The following is a 23,166-nucleotide window of genomic DNA, read 5'->3' as shown; positions in this document are numbered from 1 at the left end:
TTCAAATTTACGCGGCAAGGGCGACGCCGTGCTGGCGCAGATACGCCTCGGCTTCCTCGACGGTGGCCGGTGGCTTCGTCGCCTCCAGCCCGATCATCCGGGCGACGTTGTTGCCGAGGTAGTCTTCGAGCGTATCCTCATCGAGGTTCAGGCCCTGCGGCGGCTCGTGGCAGAGGACTTCCAGCAGATTGATCCACATGCCAGGCTCGTTCGGCGGCGTGTCGGTGCCGAAGAGGATCTTGTGCTTGGGCAGAACCTTGGCGAATTCGACGATGCGCGACTGCAGGCACCACCCGGATTCCACGTAGACACTCGGCGTGTCGAGCGCCATCTGCATCGGCTCGAACACGTAGACGCCGCCGGTCTGGACGCCGAAATGCGCCAGGATGAAGTTGACCTCCGGGAATTCGCGGATGATCGGGTAGAACTCCGTCGGGATCGAGTACGGACCGTCGCCGGTATGCACCTTCACCATCAGGCCGAGATCCGCGCACTTCTTCAGTGCCGGGCGTAGCCAGTCGAGCGCGCGGTCCGGGCGGTAGGCGTGCATGTTCGCCTGCAGCTGCACCATCTTGAAATCGAACTCCTTGGCGTAGCGTTCGATTTCTTCGGCACCGTTCTGGGTGCCGTAGCGCGGATTGTAGACGAAGCAGCCGAGGAACCGGTCCGGATGCTCGGTCACCATCTTTTCCGTGTAGGCCATGTACTGCCGGATGGCGGCCTTGCCTTCGAGATCCATCACCTCGTGGGTGTAGATGGTGTTGCCTTGCGGCGGCTGGATGAAGGCCTTGTCGATCCGGCGCGGCTTGCCGTTCACATAGTAGGGGCCATCCATCATCTTCAGCAGCTTGTCGCCGGTAAACGGCGGTCCGTCGTGTCGCCAAGCCAGGTCCACCAGATCGGTGGGATAGCAGCTCAGGTCAATAATCATAGGTTTCTCCTGTCGTAGAGGGTCCGGTCGATGCGGGGCCGCGCGATGAACGCCATGCCGGCCGAAGCCGGGCGTGGATCCGCGATCTCAGGAAATGCCGAAGACGGAGAAAACGGGCCGGCGCATGAGCTCCCTGGGCGGGGCAACCGGGCGTTCCTTGTGTGATCAGCATCGACATCGCAGCCTCATCTTCCAACAGACGGTGAGCAATTGTCGGTGCTTCTACTCGCCTTCAAGAGAACCACTGCGCGTGATTTCTGTCAACACAAAAATAAATCTAAGTAATTGTTTTTAAAAAGTTTTTATCAGAAAAACAGCAGCAACCGCCCGCGCTGGAGGGGCGCGGGCGGCTCAGACAGAAAGGCTTACGCAAGCGCCGTCCGGCGTGGAGACTCGCTGCTAAGGCACCAGGCATGCACGCAAGTTTCTGTCGATACTTTCGCGGTCGAGATTGCGGCCGATGAACACGAACTTCGACTTCCGCTTGTCTTCGCCCCAGGCATGATCCGGGCGGAAATCGACGAGCTTGTGCACGGCCTGAAGCACGAAGAAGCGGTCGTCGCCGGCAACGGAAACGATGCCCTTGGTGCGAAAGATGTCGCCACCGTGAGCGCCGAGATAATCCTTCAGGAACCCGCCAAGCTTCTCGCCGTCGAAGGCTTCGGGATAGACGAAGGAGTGGGACTTCACTGTTGCGTCATGCTGGTGCGGCCGCAGGGCGATTGCGCGCGCGCGTCCATGGTCATGATGATGGTGGTGCCCGTGGTCGTGATGGGCGTGATCGCAACACGGCTCCTTGCAATCATGATGATGATGCTCGGCGTCGTGATCGTCATCCATGTCGATGTCGAGGATTTCGGCCCGCTCGCGCACGTAGGACGGCCGGAAGCCCTTGACGCCGAGGATGTTCGAGAGATCAACCTTGCCGTAAGTGGATCTGAGGATCGGCGCCGTCTGGTTGAGCCTGCGCAGCGAGCTCTCCAGCGAACCGAGGGCCTCTTCGCCTGCAAGGTCGATCTTGTTGACGAGGATGCGGTCGGCCGCGACGATCTGGTTGACCGCCTGGTTGTCGCTGCCGTCGAGCACCGGGTCATAGAGATGCTGGTCGATATGCATCGCGTCCACCAGCGTCACGACGGCGTCGAGCTCCACCTCATCGGCGACGCTGCGGTCGACGAAGAAGGCGGTCGCGACCGGCGTCGGATCGGCAAGCCCCGAGGTCTCGACGATGATGTGGTCGAACTTGTCCTTGTGGCTCAAAAGCTTCTTCATCACGTCGATCAGGTCGTTGCGCACGTCGACGAAGCAGCAGATGCAGCCGTTCTGCATCTGGAAGATCTCCTCGTCCGAGGCGAGCACCAGGTCGCTGTCGACGTCCACCTCGCCGTATTCGTTCTCGATGACCGCAATGCGATGACCGTGGCGCTCGGTGAGGATGTAGTTGAGCAGCGTCGTCTTTCCCGATCCCAGGAACCCGGTGAGGATCGTGATCGGGAGTTTCTGCTGGCTCGCAGGCTCGATATGCATGTTCATGCGCCCTTCTCCCTCAAGGCTTTCAGGATGTCTTCCGGCGTAATCGGATAATGGTGGAAGCGGACGCCGATGGCGTCGTGGATGGCGTTGGCGATCGATGGACCGATGGCGATGATCGGGTCTTCGCCCACACCCTTGGCGCCCCAGGGGCCGCCCGGATCGGGTGCTGCCTCGAGGATGATCGTCTCGATGTCGGGCATGTCCATCGACAGCGGCATCTTGTAGTCGACGAGGCCCGCGTTGAGCGAGCGACCGGTCTTCTTGTCGATGACGTAGTCCTCGGTCAGCGTGTGGCCGATGCCCTGTTGGATGCCGCCCTCGATCTGGCCCTCAGCCGCGATCGGGTGGATGACCCGACCGACGTCATGCACCGGCACGACGCGCCTGACCTCGACGATGCCCGTTTCCGTATCGACGTCCACCTCGGTGAAGTGGGCGGCGAAGGAGTAGGATTTCGTCGGCTCGTAGGTACCATTGGCGACGATGTTGGCGGCGGGGATGCCCCGCGACGGCCCCATCGCTTCCGCAACTGTCATGCAGCGATCGGGCTCGGCAATGAGGAAGACCTTGCCTTCGGAAAGGTCGATCTCGTCCGGCGAAACCTGCAGTTTCATCGCTGCCCGTTCGAGCACGACGGCGCGCACCTTGCCCGCCGCCATCTTCGCGGCCGTGCCGACCAGATAGGTCGTGTGGCTGGCAAACGCGCCGATGTCCCAAGGCACGACGTCCGTATCGCCATGGATGACGCCGACATCCTCGAAGCGGACCCCGAGCTCCTCGGCAACGATTTGCGCCAGCGCCGTGTGCGCGCCGGTGCCAAGCCCGGCAGCACCGGTTAGCAACGTTACCGTGCCGTCCTCGTTGACCTTGACCGTGGCGTTGCCCTGTTCCTTGATACCGGGATAGGCCGACGAGCCGTGCATCTCGCAACCGATGCCCCACCCCTTGCGGATATGCGGGCGCTTCGGATCCGGCGTCCGGTCGCGGTTCCAGACCGCCTTCCAGTCGAGCACGTCGATGCCGTGCTGAAGGCAGATTTCAAGCCCGTGACCGATGATCGGGTGGCCGGACGGCGCGATATCGCCGGCGCGCACCACGTTCTTCAGCTTCAGCTCGGCCGGATCCATGCCGAGCCGTTCGGCGGCTTCGTCCATCTGGATGTCGAGCGCGTAGTAGCTCTGCACCACCCCGTAACCGCGGAAAGCCCCGTTGATCGGGGTATTGGTGTAGACGCAGCGCCCCTCCAGCCGCACGTTCTCGCAGCGATAGAGCGAGGTGGCGGCGGTGGTGCCGACGATGGTCACGCCCGGACCGTGTGAGCCGTAGGCACCGGAATCGTAGACCAGCTTCATGTCGCGGGCGACCAGCGTGCCGTCGTTCTTGAAGCCCTGCTTCAGCCAGATCTTGCAAGGGTGACGCGAGCGACCGGCAACGAAGGTCTCGTGGCGGGTGAACTCCATCTTCACCGGCCGGCGGGTTTCCTTCGCCAGCAGCGCGCAGAGAAACTCGTGCTGGAACAGGTCCTGCTTGGCGCCGAAACCGCCGCCCATATGGTCGACGAGCACGCGCACCTTGGTGAGCGGCAGGCCGAGCACTTCGGCAAGGATGCCGCGGACCATGAAGGAGGTCTGGGTCGAGGTCCAGAAGGTCAGCTTGTTGGAGCCGTCCCAGTCGGCCACACAGACGTTCGGCTCCATGTAGGCCGGATGCGGCCGCCCGCCTGCGAAAGTGCCCTCGAGCACGAAGTCCGCCTCGGCAAAGCCCTTGTCGATGTCGCCGCGATTGACGCGAACCGGGTCGAGCACCAGATTGCCGCCCGGCCCGACCTCATGGATCAGCGGCGCGCCGGGCTGGGCGGCTTCCTCCGGTTCAAAGACGGCCGGCAAAGCTTCATATTCCACCTCGATCAGGTCGAGCGCCTCGTCGGCGATCTCCTCGCTGATCGCGGCGACGGCGGCGACGCCCTCGCCCCAGAACCGCACCTTGTCGTCGAGAATGTACTGGTCCTTGGTGCAGGAGGCCGAGCGCGGATGCGGCGAGCCGTAGTGCAGCACGCGCGGCACGGTCTCGTGTGTCAGCACCGCCTTGACGCCGGGATAGGCGAGCGCCTTGCTGACGTCGATCGACTTGATGCGCGCATGGGCGATCGCCGCACGCTTGATCTTGCCGTGCAGCATGCCGGGGAGATTGATGTCGCCGGTATACTGCGCCTCGCCCGTCACCTTCTCAAGCACGTCGTCGCGCTTGACGCTCTTGCCGACGATCTTGAACTCGCGCTGCTCGATGGGAGTGGTCATGTTCATGATCTTGCTGCCTCCATCTCGCGCGCGGCGGATCTGATCGCATCGAATATCTTGGTGTAGCCGGTGCAGCGGCAGATGTTGCCGGAGAGCCCGAAGCGGATGTCCTCGTCGGTTGGGCGCGGATTGTCGTCGAGCAGCTTCTTGGCCATCATCAGGATGCCAGGCGTGCAGAAGCCGCACTGCGAGGCGCCGTGCCGCATGAAGGCGTCCTGCAGCGGATGGAGCATTTCGACGCCCGGCTGCAAGCCCTCGACTGTCTCGACCAAGCGGCCTTCGACCTCCACGGCCAGCACCAGGCAGGCGTTGACGGGCTCGCCGTCGATCAGCACGGTGCAGGCGCCGCAGTCGCCGACGTCGCAGCCCTTCTTGGTGCCGGTGAGACCGACATCGTCGCGCAGCGCATCGAGCAGGGAGCGACAGGTATCGACCGCCATTTCCCGCGCTTCGCCGTTCACGGTGAATTCGACCATGCGTTTCATGCGAAAGCCTCCAATGCCTGTCTGATGGCGCGGCCGGTCAGCACACCGACCATGTCGCGGCGGTAATCGGCACTGGCGCGCACGTTGCTGATCGGCGTGCACTCCTCCATCGCCTTGCTCGCGGCACTTCTGACCGTCGCTACGTCGAGCGACGTTCCGCGCAGCATGGCTTCGGCCTGCGGCGCGCGCAGCACGGTGGCACCCACCGCACCAAGCGCGATGCGGATGTCGCTGCAAACGCCCTCTTCCATGGAGAGGCTGACGGCGACGCCAACCGTAGAAAGCTCCATCGCCTTGCGGCGACCGTGCTTGATGTAGGCCTTGCCTGTCGTGTCGCCTGCCGGTGGCACGGTGATACCGGTGACGATCTCGCCCTTGGCAAGGACCGTCCTGCCGGGTCCGGTGAAGAACTCGGCGATCGGCACGACCCGCATGTTGGTGCGGCTGTAGATGTGCACGAAGGCGCCGTCCGCGACCAAGGGCGGGATGGTATCGGCCGACGGTGAGGCGCGACAGATATTGCCGACCACCGTGGCGCGGTTGCGCACCTGGATGGAACCGAGCGAGGCGAAGGCGGCTCTCAAGTTCGGATAGCACTGGCAAACCAGCGGCAGACGCTCCAGGCGCCCGACCGTCACCAGTGCCCCGAAGGTGAGCCCACGCGTCTCGTCATAGGTGATGTCGGAAAGGCCGGGGATCTGCTTGATGTCGACGACGTTGCGCACGCGGCGCAGCCGTTCGCGGATCTCGACCAGAAGATCGGTGCCACCGTTGAACAGAAACGTATCATCACCGAGTTCGGTGAGAAGACGGGAGGCATGCTCCAGCGTTTCCGCCCGATGATAATCGAAGCGTCTCATGGTTTCCTCATGGGGTTGTGAGCTCCGGCGGCGGAAGTGCGCCGCCGGACTAATGATGTGAGCCTTCAGGCCGGGTCGGCGGCGGGCGCACCTTCGGCGAGTTCTGCATCCACCGGCTCCCTGGCGGGGACACCGTTGAAGAGAATGTTGAGAAGTGCCGCCGCGAAGGTGCCGACGAGCACGCCGCTGTGCAGAAACTTCTCGAGCGCTGCCGGCAGCTGGTCGAAAATGTTCTCGGCAACGACCGGCACCATGGCGAGGCCGACGCTGACGGCGACGATGTAGAGGTTGCGCCTATTTGCGACGAAATCCACCTTCGACAGGATCTTCACCCCCGTGGCCGACACCATGCCGAACATCACGATAGCCGCACCGCCGACGACGTAGCTCGGGATCGAAGCGCTGACGAAGGCAACCTTCGGCAGCGAACCGAGCAGGATCAGGATGGCGCCGCCGGCTGCCACCACGAAACGGCTGAGCACGCCGGTGATCTGCAGCAGCCCGACATTCTGCGCATAGGTCGTATAGGTGAAGGTGTTGAGCAGGCCGCCGATGATGTTGCCGACACCGTCGGTTCTCAAACCCCGGGTGAGTTCGGCCTCGGTGATCTTGCGCCCGGCCATGTCGCCGACGGCCAGGAACTGGCCCGTCGATTCGATCATCATGACCGTCATGACCGCACAGAGAGACAGGATCGACCAGAACTCGAAGATCGGCCATCCGAAGGCGAGCGGGTGAATGATGCGCACCCAGTCGGCTTGCGCAACACCGTGGAAATCCACCTTGCCGGCAGCGATTGCGACCACGAAGCCGATCCCGATCCCGAGCAGAACAGCAAGATTGGCCATGAAGCCCTTGAGAACGCGGGTGAGGAGCAGGATCGACATGAGCACGATGGCGGCAACGGCGAGCGCGAAGGGAGCACCGTAGGCAGGGTTCGGCATCATGCCGTCAGGACCCTTGATCATCGGCTGGCCGCCGGCCGCCCAGTTGACCCCGACGCGCATCAGCGAGAGGCCGATAACCAGCATCACCGTGCCGGTGACCACAGGCGGGAAGAAGCGGACCCAGCGGCCGAAGAACGGGGCGACCAGGATCGTGAACACCCCGGAACCGATGACAGCGCCGATGACGCCCGGCATTCCGAGATCGGGATTGGTGCCCGTCGCGATGATCGAGGGCACGGCAGTGAACGAAATCCCCATCATGATCGGCAGGCGAATGCCGATGTTCCAGATGCCGAGCGCCTGGATGAGGGTGACGATGCCACAACAGAAGAGATCCGCGCTGACGAGCATCGCGATCTGTTCCTTGGGCAATTGAAGGGCGCTGCCGACGATGAGCGGCACGGCAACCGCTCCGGCATACATGACGAGAACATGCTGCAGGCCAAGGGCCATCAAACTCGGGATTGGGTAGATCTTTTCGACAGGATCGGTCGTATCGGATGTATGCATTCGCTTTCCTCCCAGCGAACAGCTTCCGGCGCGGTGGGAGGGCAACTTCGGCCTCATGATCTTGTCACCGCACGCCGTACGAAGCGGATCATGCGGCTGGCCAAATCAGCAAACAATCGGCACAATCATATTTATTCATATAGTAATTGAATGAATGGATCGGCATGGACATTACGCTGAAGCAGCTTCGAGCCTTCGTCACCGTCGCCAATCTCGGGCAGTTCACCCTGGCCGCCGACAGGCTCGGCTCCTCGCAGTCGGCGGTGAGCACTCTGGTGCGACAGCTGGAGCAGAATTTGAAGCTGCGCCTCTTCGACAGGCATACGCGCCTGCTTCGGCTTACGCAGGCGGGCATGGACATCCTGCCGGTTGCAGCCCGTGCCGTCGCCGACATCGATGGCATGGTGGAAAGCTCACGCGAATTGAATGCATTGCGACGTGGCAAGGTTTCGATCGCGGCCGGTACCGTGCAGGCGGCATTGATGCTGCCGCAGCTTGTCCACGCCTTCACCCGGCTTTATCCGGACATCACCGTCGCGCTCCATGACGTGGCGGAGATCGCCGTCTTGGAACAGGTGACCAACAGTTCGGTGGACCTCGGCATCGGAACCGTGCCGGAGGACGACACCGAATTGATGGGTACCCGGCTGACGACCGACGAATTCCTCATCGTGCTTCACCCGGAGGACCCGCTGGTCAGACTGCGTGAGATCCGCTGGACCGATCTGGTCGACCGCAAGCTGATCGGCCCGCACCGCGGCAACCCGATCAGGGACCGCCTCGAAAGCGAACTGGCGCGCAACGGTATCGTGCTGCCGTTCGACAAGGCCATGCAGGAGGTGGCCTTGCCGTTGACGATTATCGGCATGGTCGAGGGCGGGCTCGGCGTCGCGATCATGACATCGGCGGTCACACGGCTTGCGACCTCGATGGGCCTCGTCGTGCGCACGCCAACCGAGCCGCACATCAAGCGCGAAGTCAGCCTGATCCAGAAGCGCACGCGCTCGCTGTCTCCCGCCGCCCGGCGGTTTCGCGATTTCCTGCTGAAATCCGTACACTAGACCCGTCCATCGGGAAGACGTCTTGCGTGGGGACGCGCCGCCTCGCTGTTTGACCACACGCAATTTCCGGCGTTATCTGGGCGCGCTGCTGGACCGCGAAACCGCGGGCAGGCAGGGCGCAGCGTTCGCTGCGCGCGGCAGGTTTTCGCCCGGCCGCCGCTCCCCGCTCAAGCCAAACCAGGAGCAATCATGGCGCATTCCCTGAAAAGCAGCACCGAAGCGGCACGGCCGAACCGGCCCGACCTTTCCACCGACGCCATCCGCAGCACCAAGGAAGACCTCGCGGCCTGCTTCCGCATGGCTGCGCGCAACGGCTTCGAAGAGGGCATCTGCAACCATTTTTCCGCTGTCGTGCCCGGCCACGACGATCTCTTCATCGTCAATCCCTACGGCTATGCCTTTCGCGAACTGACGGCCTCGAAACTGCTTGTGTGCGATTTTGCCGGCACCGTCATCGACGGAGACGGTGAGCCGGAGGCGACCGCCTTCTACATCCATGCCGAAATCCACCGCCGGCTGCCGCGCGCCAAAGTCGCCTTCCATACGCACATGCCCTATGCGACCGCCTTGTCCATGACCGAGGGCGCGCCATTGATCTGGGCCGGCCAGACGGCGCTGAAATTCTACGGTCGCACCGCCGCCGACGAAAACTATAACGGCCTTGCCCTCGATCATCGGGAAGGCGCCCGCATTGCAGCCGCAGCAGGCGATGCCGATATCGTCTTCCTGAAACACCACGGCGTGCTGGTCCTGGCGCCGACAGTCGCCGAAGCCTGGGACGATCTCTACTATCTCGAACGGGCGGCCGAAGTGCAGGTGCTTGCAATGTCCACGGGGCGGGAAGTGTTGCCGGTCGCCCCGGAGATCGCCGAAGCCGCCTACCGGCAGATGCGCGAGGGTGATCCTCAGTCTGCACGGGCTCATCTTGCCGCCATCCGCCGGCAACTCGACGCCGAGGAGCCGCAATACCGGCACTGAATGGAGCCGGGCCGATGCCAAAAGCCGATCGTATCGGCCCGTCCCAGATGGCCGGTCAACCGATTGATCGGACGTCTCTTTTCGTGACGTTTTCCATACTCGCGCGTTGCCTTGCCATCGGCAATTATTGCGATCTACTTATCAAACAATTGAAATAATGAATTTGTTTGAATTAAAAGCGCGTGCTTAGTTTTCCGCCATAACAACAAGGTGGGAACGACATGGTACGTGAAAATCCAGCTGCGTTGCTCGCAAGACTGATCCCCGGTCAGTCTTTTGCCCTTACGGGCGGAACCGTCATCAACGATGACGGCTCGCAGTCGGCAAGCGACATCATCGTCGGCGCCGACGGGCGGATCACAGTCGTCGAGCCCTTTCTCGACACCGGTTCCTGCGGCGCCTGCATAGACATCTCCGGCATGCTCGTTTCGCCAGGCTTCGTCGACGCGCACCAGCATCTCGACAAGACCGGTGTGCTGCGGTTTACGCCCAATCCCTCCGGCACTCTCCAGGGCGCCCGCGAAGCCTTTGCGAAATACGCCCGCACCGCTGGCCCCGACGACATTCACAAGCGCGCGACGCGCACGATCGGGCGATGTCTTTCCCGCGGCACGACCGCGATCCGCAGCCACATCAACGTCGATAAGGATGCCGGTTTCCATGGCATCGAGACGCTGGCCGCCATTCGCGATGCCGAAAAGCACCGCATAACGCTTCAGCTCGTCGCCTTCATGACGCCGCATCCGGGCCAGGATTTCGAATGGCTGGGCAAGAACATCGACGGCGCCGTGGCCCTTGCCGACGCTGTCGGCGGAACGCCCGCGGTTTCCGAGGACCCACCGCGCTACCTAGACATCCTGTTTTCCGCCGCTGTGAAATCCGGCAAGCCGGTCGACCTGCACCTCGACGAACATCTCAATGCCGGCGTGCATCTTCTCGATGCCGCACTCGATCGCGTCGAGCGCTTCGGCATGCAGGGGCGCTGCGTCTTCAGCCACGTCTCGGTGCTGAGCGCCCTGCCGCGCCGCGATTTCCTTCGAATAGCCGAGCGCCTGAAGAAGCTGGACGTCGGCGTCGTGACGCTGCCGGCTGCAAACCTCTATCTGCAGGGCCGCGACTACGACGTTCTGCCGCCGCGCGGACTGACGCGTGTCGCCGAACTCTACCGCGCCGGCATCACCATCGCCACAGCGTCGGACAACATCCAGGATCCGTTCGTCCCGACCGGTTCGGGCGACATGCTGGAAATCGCCCGCTGGACACTGCTTGCCGGCCATCTGCGCGGAGACGAGCTCGCCGCCGCGCACAACATGATCACCGCGGCCCCTGCCCGGCTGATGGGGCTTGGCAAGGACTACGGTTTCAGACCCGGCGCGCGCGCCGACTTCGTCATCACCGACTGCATCGATACCGACACGCTGGTTGCCGGCGGGCCGGATCGGGCTTTCGTCTTCTCGAATGGGCGCCTTGTCTCGCACAGCGCCACAGAAAACATCCGCCTGAAGGAGGACGCATAAAAGGGAACGGCTGCTCCGGGGGGATTGGGACTTCAATCTAATGGGAGGAATGAAATGATTATCGATATTTCGCGTCGTTCACTGCTTGCGTCCACACTCGGACTGGCCCTTGCCGGAATGCTCTGGCTGGACCACGCACAAGCCGAAGACTTCAAGATGGGCCTGCTGGTGCCCGGTAGCGTTTCCGAAGAGGGATGGAACCGGATCGGCTACAATGCGCTGAAAGGCGTGGAGGAACAGCTTGGCGCCAAGATCAGCTATGTCGAACTGCAGCAGAACCCAGCCTCGTTCGAGAAGGCGTTTCGCGACTATGCCAGCCAGGGCTACAAGGTCATCCTCGGGCACGGCTTCGAGTTCCAGGACGCCGCACGGGACGTCGCAGTCGATTATCCGGACACCTATTTCCTGATTTCGTCGAGCGCGATCCATGAGGGCAACGTCATCGGGCTCAACACCGATACCAGCCAGCCCTTCTACCTGATGGGCGTGATCGCTGCGAAAATGGGCGGCAAGGCGGGCCTTGTCGGCGGTATGGAAATCCCGCCGATTCAGCAGGCTTTCACCGGCTTCAAGAACGGCGCCAAGAGCGTCAATCCAAACTTCCCGATCAGCGAAGCCTATATCGGCAACTTCACCGATACGACGGCCGCCAAGGAAGCGGCGCTCAGCATGATTTCGCAAGGTGCTGACTTCGTCGTGCCGAACGCTTCGGGCGCAACCGTCGGCGGCTACCAGGCGATTGCCGAATCCGGCCCGGACGTGCGCTCCTTCTCGATATTCAGCGACTTTACCGAGGTTGCGCCCAACAACATCCTGGGGCTCTACGTCGCCGACTATGCACAAGGCGTGGTCGAAGTCGTCCGCGCGATCAAGGACGGCAACCCGCCAGCGCAGAACGTCGTTTTCGGCCTGAAGGATCCGAAGGTCATCTCGTTCACCTTCCGCGACGACGGCCCGGTCTCCGTGCCGGAGGATATCCGCGCCGAGGTCAAGGCGATCAGCGCCAAGATCGCCTCTGGCGAGATCAACACCGGCGGCCAATAGCTGCCTCCATGCTGCGACAGGAGATCCGGCCGCAGCCCTTCCCGCGTCACACCAATATCCGGACACACCCATGGCTGAGATAAACCAGGGAGTGCGTGAGACCGTGAATTCTCAAGCAGCCCAAGCTTTCTACAGGACACTCTCGCAGGCTGCGATCAGCGCCCTGACACCCATCGCGGCGGTTCTGGTCGCGCTCGCCTTCGGCGCGCTCCTCCTCTGGCTGAACGGCTTCAACGGCAGCGACGTCGTCACCGTCATGGTCTTCGGCTCGTTCCAGGACATGCGCTCGGTCGGAGAAATACTCCTGAAGGCCACGCCGCTGATCCTGATCGGCGCGGGGCTCTGCGTCGCGTTCCGCTGTTCGATCTGGAACATCGGCGCCGAAGGCCAGCTCTATGTCGGCGCGATCGCCGCAACGCTCGTGGGCACCAGCATCGACGGTCTTTCCGTCTGGGTGCACGCGCCGCTCGTGATGTTGGCCGGCGCATTGGCGGGCGCTGCCTGGGCCGGGATCGCCGGCTATCTGAAGGTGCGCTTTCAGGCGAGCGAGATCGTCACCACGATCATGCTCAACTACATCGCGCTCATCTTGACGAGCTATCTCGTCACCGGCCCGATGCGCGACGCGAGTGCCGCCTATCCGCAATCGGCAAGGCTGGTGCGCGAAGCCTGGACGCCACGCCTGGTGACCGACCTCAGGCTTCACATCGGCATCCTCGTCGCGGTGGTTCTGGCGGTTGCGCTCTACATTTTCCTGCGGAGAAGCAGTCGCGGCTTTGCGCTACGCGTCGTTGGTCTCAACCCGCATGCCGCCCGCTATGCAGGCATGAACGTCGCCCGAAACATAATGATCGCGATGTGCATCAGCGGCGCGATGGCGGGTCTTGCCGGCGCCTTCGAGGTGGCGGGCGTCACACGTCGGCTCTACCAGAACATTTCGCCGGGCTATGGCTTCGAGGGCATCGCTGTGGCGCTCCTGGCGGGCAACAATCCCTTGGCGGCGATCCTGTCTGGCGGGCTTTTTGCGACGCTTCGCTCCGGCTCGGAAGTCCTCCAGATCACTTCCCAGGTCCCGCAGGTCCTGGTGCTGGTCATTCAGGGCATCGTCATCCTCTCGGTCGTCGCCTTCGCAAAGCTGCGCGACATCCTCAGGACAGTGGCTTGAAAGCATGGAAACTCCCACGTGGCTGTAGACCTCCCGCGGGAAAACAAAACTTTGGCGACATTCCTGGAGGATCGGCCCCATGGACGACATGATTTCTCTCACCTTTCTCGCGACGCTCGTCGGGGCCGCCTGGAGGCTTGCCACGCCCCTGATATTCGCCTCGATCGGCGAGGTCTTTTCCGAGCGCGCCGGCGTGCTCAACATCGGGCTTGAAGGCACGATGCTGGTCGGCGCGTTCTCAGGCTTCGCTGCGGCCGCAGCCACCGGCAATATTCCGCTCGGGCTACTGGCCGGCGTTGCCGGCGGCATGCTGTTCGGGCTCGTCTTTGCCTTCTTCACGATCACCATCAAGGCGGACCAGATCGTCGTTGGCGCGGCCCTCAACCTGCTCGGGATGGGCCTGACGGCTTTTCTCTTCCGCACCTATTACGTTTCGACCGGCAAGGGCATCGAGATCGCCCAGCCGGTCCACATTCCCTGGCTGAGCGACCTGCCCTTTCTCGGCGAGGCGTTCTTCCGCCAAAACCTCATCGTCTATTCCACTGTGCTGGTCGCCATCCTCGCCACCCTGGTACTTTACCGTACCTCCTTCGGCCTGACGCTTCGCGCCGTCGGCGAGCACCCGAAGGCCGTCGACGTCGCCGGTCGCAGCGTCGTTGGCTACCGCTATGGCGCCGTGCTCGTTGGCACAGGGCTTGCGGGGCTCGGAGGCGCGTTCCTGACGCTCGGCCATTCCAACCAGTTCGTCGAAGGCATCACCTCCGGCCGCGGCTTCATCGCCCTCGCCGTCGTGGTCTTTGCCCGCTGGTCGCCGATCGGCGCCTTCTTCGTTTCGTTGCTCTTCGGTCTGTTCTACGCGCTGCAACTCATGCTCCAGGCACAGGCATCCGTCGTCGTGCCCTACCAGGTGCTCCAGGCGCTTCCCTACATCATGACGATCGTCACGCTGGTCGCCTTCCGCGGCAAGGGCGCCGCACCCAGCAAACTTGGCCAGCCCTACGAGATGAGGTGATCGACATGTGGAAAAAACCGTTCCTGCGCATCGACAATCTCCGCAAACGTTTCGGCCCGATCGTCGCCAGCGATGGTGTTTCGCTCGAAATCGAGGAAGGCGAGATCCATTCGCTGCTCGGCGAAAACGGTGCCGGCAAGAGCGTGCTGATGAGCATGATATGCGGCATGGTCCGGCCGGATGAGGGCGAGATCATCTACAAGGGGCAATCGGTGCGGTTCGCAAGCCCGCGCGACGCGATCCGCCAGCGCATCGGCATGGTCCACCAACACTTCATGCTCGTGCCGAACCTGACGGTCGCGGAAAACTACATCCTCGGCCAGGGTTCAGCGTTCAGCGTCATATCCGATATCGACAAGGTCCACCGAAAGATCCGCGCCCTTTCCGAGCGCTACGCCCTCGACGTACGTCCCGACGCAATCGTCGAAGACCTCTCGGTCGGCGAGCAGCAGCGAGTGGAAATCTTGAAGGTGCTGTTTCACGGTATCGACCTGCTCATCCTTGACGAGCCGACCGCCGTTCTCACGCCGCAGGAGACCGACCGTCTCCTCTCCCTGATGGGCGATCTCGTGAAGGACGGAAAGACCGTCGTCTTCATTTCGCACAAGCTGGACGAGGTGATGCGGGTCAGCAATCGCATCAGCGTCATGCGTGACGGGCGCGTCGTCAACACGGTTAAGGTCGGGGAGACGAATGCGCGTGAGCTCGCGCGCATGATGGTCGGTCGTGACGTGCGCATGGAGCTGCCGCGCAGCCCCAAACCTCCCGGCCGTATCGTGCTTTCAGTGGAAAACCTTACCTGCCGCGCAGAGACCGGCCTTCCGGCCGTGCGCGGTGTGAGCCTCAACGTGCGCGCCGGCGAAATCGTCGGTATTGCCGGCGTATCCGGCAATGGCCAGACGGAACTGTCGCTGGCGCTCTCCGGCCTGCTGCCGGTCGATGCCGGGCGCGTCGTTCTCAACGGAAACGACATAACCGGGCTCGACCCGGCCGAAATCAATGCCCGGCGCTTTTCTCACATTCCGGAAGACCGCCACAAACACGGCATCGCGCTGCCGCTGTCGCTGAGTGAAAACACCATTCTCCAACGCTACGACCAGAAGCCGTTCGCGACGGGCGGCATGCTCAACCGCAGGGTCATTGGCGAACACACCCGCGACCTGATCAAGCGGTTTCGCGTCAAGTGCCGGGACGAGAACCAGCCGATCGCAGCACTTTCGGGGGGGAACCAGCAAAAGCTCGTCGTTGCGCGGGAACTGGCGCGCGACCCCGATTTCATCCTCGTCAATCAGCTTGCGCGCGGCATCGATATCGGCGCGATGGAGTTCGTGATGGAGGAGATGCTGCGACAGCGCGACAGCGGCCGCGCCATTCTGCTGATCTCGACGGAACTCGAGGAGCTGTTCGCAATCTGCGACCGCATCCTGGTCATGTTCCACGGCGAGATCCTTGGCGAATTGCCGCCGGACCGTTCCCGTCTCGACGAACTCGGCCTGCTGATGGCCGGCAATAGGGATGAACCGGCACTTGCGGGGTAGACAAGCTGAGATCTGACAGGCTTGATGAGGGCAAAATAACAGGAGGCCGCGCCTACATGAACATAACCCTGCGGCAACTCAGGGCCTTCATCGCAGTGGCGGAACTCGGGCAGTTCAACATCGCCGCACGCAACCTTCATCTCACCCAGTCTGCGGTCAGCATCCTCATCCGGGATCTGGAGCAGGAGATCGGTGCGCGCCTCTTTGACCGGCACACGCGCATGGTCTCCCTGACGCTCGTCGGCCAGGAATTCCTGCCCCAGGCGCGCAAGATCCTGAAGGACCTCGAGCTTGCCGTTGGCGACGTGCGCGACAATGCATCCCTGAAGCGCGGCCAGGTGACGATCGCCGCTGCGATCGTGCTTGCGGCAACGGTGGTGCCGCCGATCATCGCCAGATTCCTGAGCAAGTATCCGGAGATCTCCGTCAACATTCGCGACATGCCCGAGGAGCAAATAACGCCTGCGCTCAAGCGCCACGAGGTCGACATCGCCGTCGGCACGCTTTCGGAGGAAGATCCTGAGATTGCCGCCACCCCGCTCTTACGCGACAAGCTGATGCTCGTCTGCCGCGAGGATCACCGGTTTGCAAAGCGCAAATCCGTGCGCTGGGCCGAGCTCAAGGATGAGACGCTGATCACGCTTGCCGCATCCAACCCGCTGCGCAACATCGTCGAGCACAACCTCATTCGCGTCGTGCCGAACTACCGGCCAAAATACGAGGTCCGCTTTTCGACGACGGCGATCAGCATGATTGCCGCCGGAATGGGCGTTTCGGTGCTACCGGAGAACTCCGGTCAGCTCGCCTCGGCCGTCGGGGTAACCACAGTCGATCTCGTTGACCCCATCGTCATGCGCGACGTCTCTCTGCTTCAACGCCGCCACCACAGCCTTTCGCCTGCCGCCGAGCGTCTGAAAGCGGCCTTCATCGCCAGCGTTATGAAATAAGTCTGAGAAGCCGGGAAAAAACGGCCGGCCGTCTCGCTGCCCAACGCCGTCCAGGCGCCTTTCTCGTATTCCCAAACGGTTGAACTCACCCCAATTGCTGTCGGGAAGACCTTTTGGCAGCGCTCCATTACAGACACGCACGGCTCTTCACTGAACGGCGCAGCGACAAACGGGCGGGAATTCCGCGGCTCCCGTCACGGCACGAATTTTCAACTATCGTTATATTTCTTGAAATACAACGATAGTTAAGATTACCTGTGACGAAGAGGCCCGGCCGCGGAAGTGCGACGCGCGCGGCCGTATCTCGAAGTGCCAGCAACTGCCCTAGCTCCGGAACGCCCATGCCCACGTTGCCCCGTCTCAAATCCCACGGTGTCCCTCTGCCTGCTGCGGCCTTGTCCTTCGCTGCACGTCCGGATGGTCACACGCCCAGGATCAGTGCCCATCGCTTGCGGACCTGGGACATTGCCTCGACCTTTCATTGCTCGATCATCGGCACCTGCTTGACGTCAGGAGAATTGCGCCAGGTTCTGATCAGAGCCGGCCAGGATGATGCGCGCGCTGCGACCGACCATACCTTGCACGGCCGGGGCGTGTGGCTTGCTGGTCAGCGGGATCAGGCGGCAAAGTTGCTCAACAAGGCGCTCGACAAACGTCACGAGAGCAGCATCAAGCGCATTCCCCGGCAGGCCGATCAAGACGAACTCCGCAACATCTGGCGCAGTTCCTTCGAGCGCGGTGACATCGCTGGCCCGTTCTGGGCGCTGATGAGCCATCCGGGAACATCGCCCGAATTGATGCGCGAGATCTTCGGGGAAGTGCATATGCTGTCGCACCTGGTCGGCAGCGCAAGTCGTCTCGACATCGCACGACTGACCCAGTTGGAAAAGGAACTCGAACAGGAACGCGAAAGAACCGCCCGGCAGGAGACACGTCTGAAGGCGGCGGCCAATGAGCGTATCGCTTTGCAACAGCGCCTGCGGCAATTGGAAGAGAGAGCGATCCACGCCGAAGCGATCGCCGCGGCTGTCGCCCCCTCGGCGCGCATCGCAAGAAGCACGAGGGGTCTGTCTGAAGCCAAGGAAACGGACGACATCCGCAGCGAGGCCTTCGCCCAGCGCCTTGCCGCATCCGAGGAGAAATCCGCTGCTCTGCAGCGGGAACTGGAGCAAATGCAGGACCTGCGTTATGCGGTCCTACGCGAGAACGAAGCCCTCGAGGCGGCAATAACAGCGCAAATCAGGGACGACAGCAACACGCCGCCCGCGCAGCTTACCGGCCCCGTGCTCTATGTCGGCGGCCGCCGCAATCTGTTTGATCACCTTCGCGCCTACGCAAGAATACGCGGCATCAACCTTCTCCTCCACGATGGAGGCATGGAAGACAGCACGACGCTCCTGCCTGCCCTCGTCGGGCAGGCAGCGACGATCCTCTTTCCGGTCGATCACATCAGTCACGCCGCAGTGGGCCTGGTCAAACGCCTTTGCCGCGAGCAGCAAAAACAGTATCTACCGCTTCGCTCCGCCGGGCTTGCCAGCTTCCTCACCGCCATCAGCGGAGCCGGCGGAGCCTATGGACGTCCATAGCTCCGGTGATCTGTCCATGCCTGCGGTCGCGAGGGCCCCGTTCACCGGACGATCAGGAACACCCCACTGACGATGGCAAAGCCGAGGACGGCGATGCGCAGGCCGCGGCCGCCGATGCGGCCATGGACGTGTCTTGAAACCGCACTTCCGAGCAGTACCGCCGGCGTCAGATAAAGGGCGACGAGCAGTTGCTCTGACCCAACGCGTCCGGATATGGCCAGCACGGCGAGGGACATGACCTCGCCGACGAAGAAGCAAAGGGCGACCGTTGCCCTTAGGACCGGCGCCTTGGCGTGCTGGTAGAGCAGCGCAAGCGGCGGGCCACCGATGCCCGTGGCGGTTTCGGTGACGCCGGTGAACAATCCCACCCCGAGTGCGCTCGGCCTGTTCGGCGTGAACGGCGGGGCGACGAGAGCGGCAACGGCTGCAACCACCGTAAACACACCGACGGCAAGATCCAGTTGTTCGATCGAAAGCGCTGCCAGCAACCACAGGCCACCGAAGGTTCCCGCGAAGCGACCGATCGTGATCCAGGTCGCACCCGACCAGTCGACATGGGCACGCTCTCGCGCCGCCACGTGCAGATTGAGCGGCAGCATCAGCAAAAGCAGGGTCACCGGCAGCAGATCGGGCTTCAGCATCCCGACGATCGGCGCGACGATCAGGGCAAAGCCGATGCCGATCGACCCTTGAATGAAGGCCGAGACGAACGTCACGGCGGAGAGAACGGCAAGAAGACCAAAACTCATTGGTATTGCCCAAGACGACGGTGCGCTTCCGACAGCGGGTGAATGCGCTGGATCGGCGCCTCGGCAATGGCGGTTGCCGTCTCGCCGCGCACCTCTTCGAGAAGCGCCCGGGCATCCCAGTCGATCGGCCAGCCTTGCCACAGCCGAAGCTGGCCGTTGGTAAACACCGCGTCGATCTGATCGCGATTGCCGTAGCGGACAAGCTCCCACGTCAGATCGTGTGAGGGCGTAAATTCAGGCCGGTCGAGATCGACGAGCAGGAAATCGGCCGCAAGCCCCTCGGTGATCGATCCGGTCACACCGGCAAGGCCCGCAGCGTCTGCGGCGCCGGACGTTGCCCGATCGAGCCAGAGCCAGCCGCCGCCGCAGGAAGAATCCCCGGTTGCAAGTCCGAAGCCCGCGCGCTGAAGGCCTTCGGCCGCATCCATCAGACGGAACGCGTCGGCGCGCGTTCCGTCCGTTCCAAGCCCGAACCTGATGCCGAGCGCTGCCATCTGCAGGGCTGGTGCGACGGCATTCCCCTTCCATAAGGTGGCAACAGGATTGTAAGCGACGGCGGTGCCAGTCTCGCCCAAGAGATTGAGTTCATGCGGCGTGACGAGCGTCGAGTGTGCCAGCAGGACCTGGGGCCCAAGAACACCCAGATGCGCCAGGTGCTCGATCGGTCGCCGTCCTCTTGCTGCCAACGAGCGTTCAACGGCAACGAGGTGTTCGTTGACATGGGTCTGGAACACCGCCCCGGACGCGGCTGCCATTTCGGAAACCGCTCTAAGCATTCCGTCCGTGGCGGCCTCCGGGATAGAAATCGCCAGCGAGGGGTGGATCAGAGGGTTTCGTCTGTAGGCGGACACGTGCTCTTCGGCCAGACGCAGGATGGCGGCGGGTTCGGCGATCTCAGCACTTCCGGAAAGATCGTTGCAGATAAAGCCGACGACGCTTCGAAGCCCCACCTCCTCTGCAGCCCGCACCAGCGCGCCGACATGGCCCTTTGAGCGAGTACCGGCGTCAACGGCGGTGGTAAATCCGCCGCGCAACGCTTCCCATGCGGCAAGCTTTGCCGAGAGATAGACCATGCGCTCATTGAGGCTGCCTTCCAGCGGCACCCAGACCCGCCGGAAGATTTCCGACGGTTCTCCAAAGACGAGGGCCTTGCCGAGCGACTGGGTCAGGTGCGTATGGGTATCGATGAAGCCAGGCATCAGCAGATGGTCGGGCAGGTCGATCGGGACAATTTCGGGAAAGTCCCGGGCGATTGCTTCCACCGTGTCGATCCGGTGGAAGATACCGTCGCGCACGACAATGGCTTTTCCGCTGCGCGGGCCTTCGGGCAGAAGCACCTGCCCTGGGCGCAGCACGAGGTCGCCGGTTGTCGACAGTTGTTGGCGGATTGCGCTCACTCGCTTGCTCCTTGAGTGGTGGATTGTAGAGGCGCCGTCGCGATCGCGGATCGTCCCGCTTGGCCCCAATGCGAAAAAATGGCGTTGACGACGACGGCGGTGATCGTGCCTGCGGCAAGTCCGTTGCCGAGGATCATCTGCGTCCATTGCGGGAACTGACTGTAGACTCCGGGCACAAGGATCGGCAGGAGCCCCATCGACAGGGCAGAAGCGAGCGTGAACATGGAGCCATGCTCACGCAGATCGACACGACGCAGGAGGTCGATCCCGATGACGCCGATAATCGAAAAGACGATGACGGCCGTGCCGCCGACGACGGCTTCAGGCAATGCCGTGGCCATCCGGCCGATCGGCGCGAAGAGAGCGATGAGAACGAGGATGGCGCCCGCCATTGCCGTCACATAACGGGACCTGACGCCGGTCGCGCGCACGATCCCGACGTTCTCGCCGCTGGTGATGATCAGCGATGTGCCGAACAGGCCACCGACAAGCGACATCAGTGCATCGCCGCGGATGGTCGCAGGCACGATTGCATGGGCATCTCCCCGTCGGCCGACGATTTCCACCGTCGCGATCGTCTGACCGGTCGCCTCCGCCATGGAAATGATCGAGAACACGATCAGCGGGATGGCTGCGACGAGGTCAAACTTCGGCATGCCGAAGGGGAATAATTGCGGAACGGCGATGACCGGCCCGTCAAACACGCCGGACAGATCCATGTGGCCGATGACGAGCGCGACGAGCGCACCCCCGACCAGCCCGAGCATGACGGCGAGCCGCTGGAGCGTTCCGGAAAAGACCCGCGCCGCAGCGACCGTCAGGATGATCGTGATCAGCGCCAGCCCGACCTCAACGGGTGCCGCGAAACCTTCGCTACCAGGCTTTCCGGTGATGGTCACGCCATAGATGCGCACGAGATTGACCGAGACCAGCAACAGCATCGTTCCAACGACGATCGGCGGAAAATAACGCAGCAACCTGCGGAAGACCGGCAGTGCCAGAAAGTAAAAGAGAGCCGTTACGATGACGGAGCCCACGGCGGTCTGAACATCCGTCTGCTGGGCGATCGCCAGAAAGATTGCAATCGGTGCGCCGCCCGGCACCATCACGAAGGGCAGGCGTGCGCCAAACCCCTTTGGCCCGAAGCTCTGAAGCATCGAGCCGAGGCCACAGACGAAAAACGTGGCGCTGATGAGCGAGACCGTCACCGCGTCCGAAAACCCAAGGGCCTTGCTGACAAGAAAGACGGCGGTAATGGGAGACGCGGCCATCACCAGCACGTGTTGAAGACCGAACAGGAACAGGCTGCGCAGCGGCAGCCCCTCATCGACCGGTTCGACCACTCCATTCAATTCACTCTGCATGTTTTCCTCCTCCCGGCCTCCTCAAGCCGTTATGCAAATCGTTTTGCATGCGCATCCACTAACACACAATCGCGGCTTTGCAAATCGTTTTGCTTCGGTACGATCGGCGTGATAGGAGAGGTTGATCGGAGGACTGATGGGCAAACCTACTATCGCCGACCTTGCCAAGGCGGCCGGAGTGTCGGTCACAACTGTTTCGCACGCATTCAGTGGCCGGCGTTACGTCGAGCCGGAAACGCGCAAACGCATCGAGACGCTGGCGCAGGAGATGGGCTATCGTCCCAATCACCGTGCGCAGCGTTTGCGCACCGGCAGAGCCGGATCGATTGCGTTGGTTTCATCGATGCCCTTTGCGGTGGCCGCCGGACCGTCGAGGCTGGGTTTCCTTATGGAAATTGCCGCCGCCGCCGCGGTAACGGCTTTTGCCAGAGGCATTTCCCTTTGCCTCGTCCCTCCGCTCGGGCCTCGCGACCGCCTCGACGCGCTTGAGGTAGACGGGGCCATCGTCGTGGAGCCGGAACGGGACGACCCGGTGCTGGATTTCTTTTCCTCCCGCGGGACCGAGGTCGTGTGCATCGGGCGCGCGCCTGGCCGTCACGATCTTCCGTTCGTGGATTTGCAGAGCACGGCCACCGCACATCTGCTGCTCGATCACCTGTTTGCGGGCGATGGCCAGATCGGTTTGATAACGGGTGAACAAAGGCGCAATTCCTATATCGAGATGGAGGCTGTCTATGCGCAGCGCATGGCCGAAAGCGGCTTTCTGCCACTCGCCATTCGCATCGACGAAAAGGGGGGCGAGCAGGCGGCAACCATCGCCGCTGAAAGCTTGCTGCGCGCCAATCCCTCCATCTCGGCTCTTTGCGTGCCGATCGACGCCTTTGCGACAGGCGTTGTCAACGCGGCCCACGCCACCGGGCGCCAGATCCCACGCGATCTACGGATCGCGACCCGCTACGACGGCATGCGGGCCAAGCTTGCCACCCCTCCACTGACAGCAGTTGATCTGCACCTTGGAGAGGTGGCCGCCGCCGCAGTCGACCTGCTCCTGGCGCGATTGGAGCAGGTGAACATCGAACCAGCGGACCTGCCGCCACCAGGGCTGATCCTACGCCCCTCTTCGCTGGTTTCGCGTGATACTCTCTGAGCAAGACTCAAGCCAAGAGCGCTGTGGCCCGACATGCGCACGGATGGCCGCATACTGCTTCACTTCGCGACGCGACCATTATGAGCTACGGCCACCGG

The 23,166-nt window shown here is 62.7% G+C and carries 19 protein-coding genes; 10 read left to right on the top strand and 9 right to left on the bottom strand.

Annotation, left to right across the window (positions count from 1 at the left end):
* Positions 1-7: 7 nt before the first annotated feature.
* The 6 genes from L981_RS23185 to L981_RS23160 form a co-directional block, all read right to left on the bottom strand.
* Positions 8-931 (bottom strand): amidohydrolase family protein, encoded by a 924-nt coding sequence (locus L981_RS23185; RefSeq protein ID WP_043621676.1) that lies wholly within the window; start codon positions 929-931, stop codon positions 8-10.
* A gap of 399 nt (positions 932-1,330) precedes the next feature.
* Positions 1,331-2,458, bottom strand: a complete 1,128-nt coding sequence (locus tag L981_RS23180; RefSeq protein WP_043621913.1) for a GTP-binding protein — start codon at positions 2,456-2,458, stop codon at positions 1,331-1,333.
* 2 nt (positions 2,459-2,460) lie between these two features.
* Positions 2,461-4,767, bottom strand: a complete 2,307-nt coding sequence (locus L981_RS23175; RefSeq protein WP_043621673.1) for a xanthine dehydrogenase family protein molybdopterin-binding subunit — start codon at positions 4,765-4,767, stop codon at positions 2,461-2,463.
* A complete protein-coding gene (locus tag L981_RS23170; protein ID WP_043621670.1) occupies positions 4,764-5,246 on the bottom strand; it encodes a (2Fe-2S)-binding protein in 483 nt (160 codons plus the stop codon). The genes L981_RS23175 and L981_RS23170 overlap by 4 nt, the downstream gene beginning before the upstream one ends.
* Positions 5,243-6,106, bottom strand: coding sequence for a xanthine dehydrogenase family protein subunit M (locus tag L981_RS23165; RefSeq protein WP_043621666.1), 864 nt, complete (start codon positions 6,104-6,106; stop codon positions 5,243-5,245). Before L981_RS23165 ends, L981_RS23170 begins: the two co-directional genes overlap by 4 nt.
* A 65-nt stretch (positions 6,107-6,171) precedes the next feature.
* A complete protein-coding gene (locus L981_RS23160; protein WP_043621663.1) occupies positions 6,172-7,563 on the bottom strand; it encodes a nucleobase:cation symporter-2 family protein in 1,392 nt (463 codons plus the stop codon).
* A gap of 164 nt (positions 7,564-7,727) precedes the next feature.
* On the opposite strand from L981_RS23160, the gene L981_RS23155 reads away from it, so the two are divergent.
* The 9 genes from L981_RS23155 (at position 7,728) to L981_RS23115 (ending at position 18,411) form a co-directional block, all read left to right on the top strand.
* The gene (locus tag L981_RS23155) at positions 7,728-8,624 is read left to right on the top strand and encodes a LysR substrate-binding domain-containing protein (RefSeq protein ID WP_043621911.1); all 897 of its coding nucleotides are present in this window, start codon (positions 7,728-7,730) and stop codon (positions 8,622-8,624) included.
* A gap of 189 nt (positions 8,625-8,813) precedes the next feature.
* Entirely contained in the window at positions 8,814-9,602 is a 789-nt protein-coding gene (locus L981_RS23150) for an aldolase (protein WP_043621660.1), read from the top strand.
* Positions 9,603-9,823: 221 nt separating this feature from the next.
* Positions 9,824-11,119, top strand: coding sequence for an amidohydrolase family protein (locus L981_RS23145; RefSeq protein ID WP_043621657.1), 1,296 nt, complete (start codon positions 9,824-9,826; stop codon positions 11,117-11,119).
* Between the two features lie 54 nt (positions 11,120-11,173).
* Positions 11,174-12,163 carry a BMP family protein gene (locus L981_RS23140; RefSeq protein WP_156134202.1) on the top strand — a complete coding sequence of 330 codons (990 nt, stop codon included), beginning with the start codon at positions 11,174-11,176 and terminating at the stop codon, positions 12,161-12,163.
* 70 nt (positions 12,164-12,233) lie between these two features.
* A complete protein-coding gene (locus L981_RS23135) occupies positions 12,234-13,328 on the top strand; it encodes an ABC transporter permease (RefSeq protein WP_052201970.1) in 1,095 nt (364 codons plus the stop codon).
* A 79-nt stretch (positions 13,329-13,407) separates the two neighbouring features.
* Entirely contained in the window at positions 13,408-14,340 is a 933-nt protein-coding gene (locus tag L981_RS23130; RefSeq protein ID WP_043621653.1) for an ABC transporter permease, read from the top strand.
* A 5-nt stretch (positions 14,341-14,345) separates the two neighbouring features.
* A complete protein-coding gene (locus L981_RS23125) occupies positions 14,346-15,878 on the top strand; it encodes an ABC transporter ATP-binding protein (RefSeq protein WP_043621650.1) in 1,533 nt (510 codons plus the stop codon).
* Between the two features lie 56 nt (positions 15,879-15,934).
* The gene (locus L981_RS23120) at positions 15,935-16,825 is read left to right on the top strand and encodes a LysR family transcriptional regulator (RefSeq protein ID WP_043621647.1); all 891 of its coding nucleotides are present in this window, start codon (positions 15,935-15,937) and stop codon (positions 16,823-16,825) included.
* Positions 16,826-17,454: 629 nt separating this feature from the next.
* Entirely contained in the window at positions 17,455-18,411 is a 957-nt protein-coding gene (locus L981_RS23115) for a DUF2325 domain-containing protein (protein WP_197067185.1), read from the top strand.
* Positions 18,412-18,452: 41 nt separating this feature from the next.
* Here the strand turns inward: L981_RS23115 and L981_RS23110 are convergent, their stop codons facing one another.
* From L981_RS23110 to L981_RS23100, 3 genes are read right to left on the bottom strand one after another with little or no spacing between them, the layout of a single operon-like run.
* Positions 18,453-19,160 carry a sulfite exporter TauE/SafE family protein gene (locus L981_RS23110; protein WP_043621646.1) on the bottom strand — a complete coding sequence of 236 codons (708 nt, stop codon included), beginning with the start codon at positions 19,158-19,160 and terminating at the stop codon, positions 18,453-18,455.
* Entirely contained in the window at positions 19,157-20,557 is a 1,401-nt protein-coding gene (locus L981_RS23105; RefSeq protein WP_043621642.1) for an amidohydrolase family protein, read from the bottom strand. Before L981_RS23105 ends, L981_RS23110 begins: the two co-directional genes overlap by 4 nt.
* Positions 20,554-21,921 carry a uracil-xanthine permease family protein gene (locus L981_RS23100; protein WP_043621639.1) on the bottom strand — a complete coding sequence of 456 codons (1,368 nt, stop codon included), beginning with the start codon at positions 21,919-21,921 and terminating at the stop codon, positions 20,554-20,556. The genes L981_RS23105 and L981_RS23100 overlap by 4 nt, the downstream gene beginning before the upstream one ends.
* A gap of 136 nt (positions 21,922-22,057) precedes the next feature.
* Here L981_RS23100 and L981_RS23095 point away from each other — a divergent pair, with 136 nt between their 5' ends.
* A complete protein-coding gene (locus L981_RS23095) occupies positions 22,058-23,068 on the top strand; it encodes a LacI family DNA-binding transcriptional regulator (RefSeq protein ID WP_052201968.1) in 1,011 nt (336 codons plus the stop codon).
* Positions 23,069-23,166 lie beyond the last annotated feature (98 nt).

Source organism: Ensifer sp. ZNC0028 (assembly GCF_000799055.1).
Classification (GTDB): domain Bacteria; phylum Pseudomonadota; class Alphaproteobacteria; order Rhizobiales; family Rhizobiaceae; genus Ensifer.
The sequence above is the reverse complement of the archived record's forward strand: the minus strand, read 5'-3'. Positions and strand labels throughout refer to the sequence as shown.

Coding starts and splice junctions, on each gene's coding strand:
- L981_RS23185 (WP_043621676.1), bottom strand. CDS start 931: ATGATTATTGACCTGAGCTGCTATCCCACCGATCTGGTGGACCTGGCT.
- L981_RS23180 (WP_043621913.1), bottom strand. CDS start 2,458: ATGCATATCGAGCCTGCGAGCCAGCAGAAACTCCCGATCACGATCCTC.
- L981_RS23175 (WP_043621673.1), bottom strand. CDS start 4,767: ATGAACATGACCACTCCCATCGAGCAGCGCGAGTTCAAGATCGTCGGC.
- L981_RS23170 (WP_043621670.1), bottom strand. CDS start 5,246: ATGAAACGCATGGTCGAATTCACCGTGAACGGCGAAGCGCGGGAAATG.
- L981_RS23165 (WP_043621666.1), bottom strand. CDS start 6,106: ATGAGACGCTTCGATTATCATCGGGCGGAAACGCTGGAGCATGCCTCC.
- L981_RS23160 (WP_043621663.1), bottom strand. CDS start 7,563: ATGCATACATCCGATACGACCGATCCTGTCGAAAAGATCTACCCAATC.
- L981_RS23155 (WP_043621911.1), top strand. CDS start 7,728: ATGGACATTACGCTGAAGCAGCTTCGAGCCTTCGTCACCGTCGCCAAT.
- L981_RS23150 (WP_043621660.1), top strand. CDS start 8,814: ATGGCGCATTCCCTGAAAAGCAGCACCGAAGCGGCACGGCCGAACCGG.
- L981_RS23145 (WP_043621657.1), top strand. CDS start 9,824: ATGGTACGTGAAAATCCAGCTGCGTTGCTCGCAAGACTGATCCCCGGT.
- L981_RS23140 (WP_156134202.1), top strand. CDS start 11,174: ATGATTATCGATATTTCGCGTCGTTCACTGCTTGCGTCCACACTCGGA.
- L981_RS23135 (WP_052201970.1), top strand. CDS start 12,234: ATGGCTGAGATAAACCAGGGAGTGCGTGAGACCGTGAATTCTCAAGCA.
- L981_RS23130 (WP_043621653.1), top strand. CDS start 13,408: ATGGACGACATGATTTCTCTCACCTTTCTCGCGACGCTCGTCGGGGCC.
- L981_RS23125 (WP_043621650.1), top strand. CDS start 14,346: ATGTGGAAAAAACCGTTCCTGCGCATCGACAATCTCCGCAAACGTTTC.
- L981_RS23120 (WP_043621647.1), top strand. CDS start 15,935: ATGAACATAACCCTGCGGCAACTCAGGGCCTTCATCGCAGTGGCGGAA.
- L981_RS23110 (WP_043621646.1), bottom strand. CDS start 19,160: ATGAGTTTTGGTCTTCTTGCCGTTCTCTCCGCCGTGACGTTCGTCTCG.
- L981_RS23100 (WP_043621639.1), bottom strand. CDS start 21,921: ATGCAGAGTGAATTGAATGGAGTGGTCGAACCGGTCGATGAGGGGCTG.
- L981_RS23095 (WP_052201968.1), top strand. CDS start 22,058: ATGGGCAAACCTACTATCGCCGACCTTGCCAAGGCGGCCGGAGTGTCG.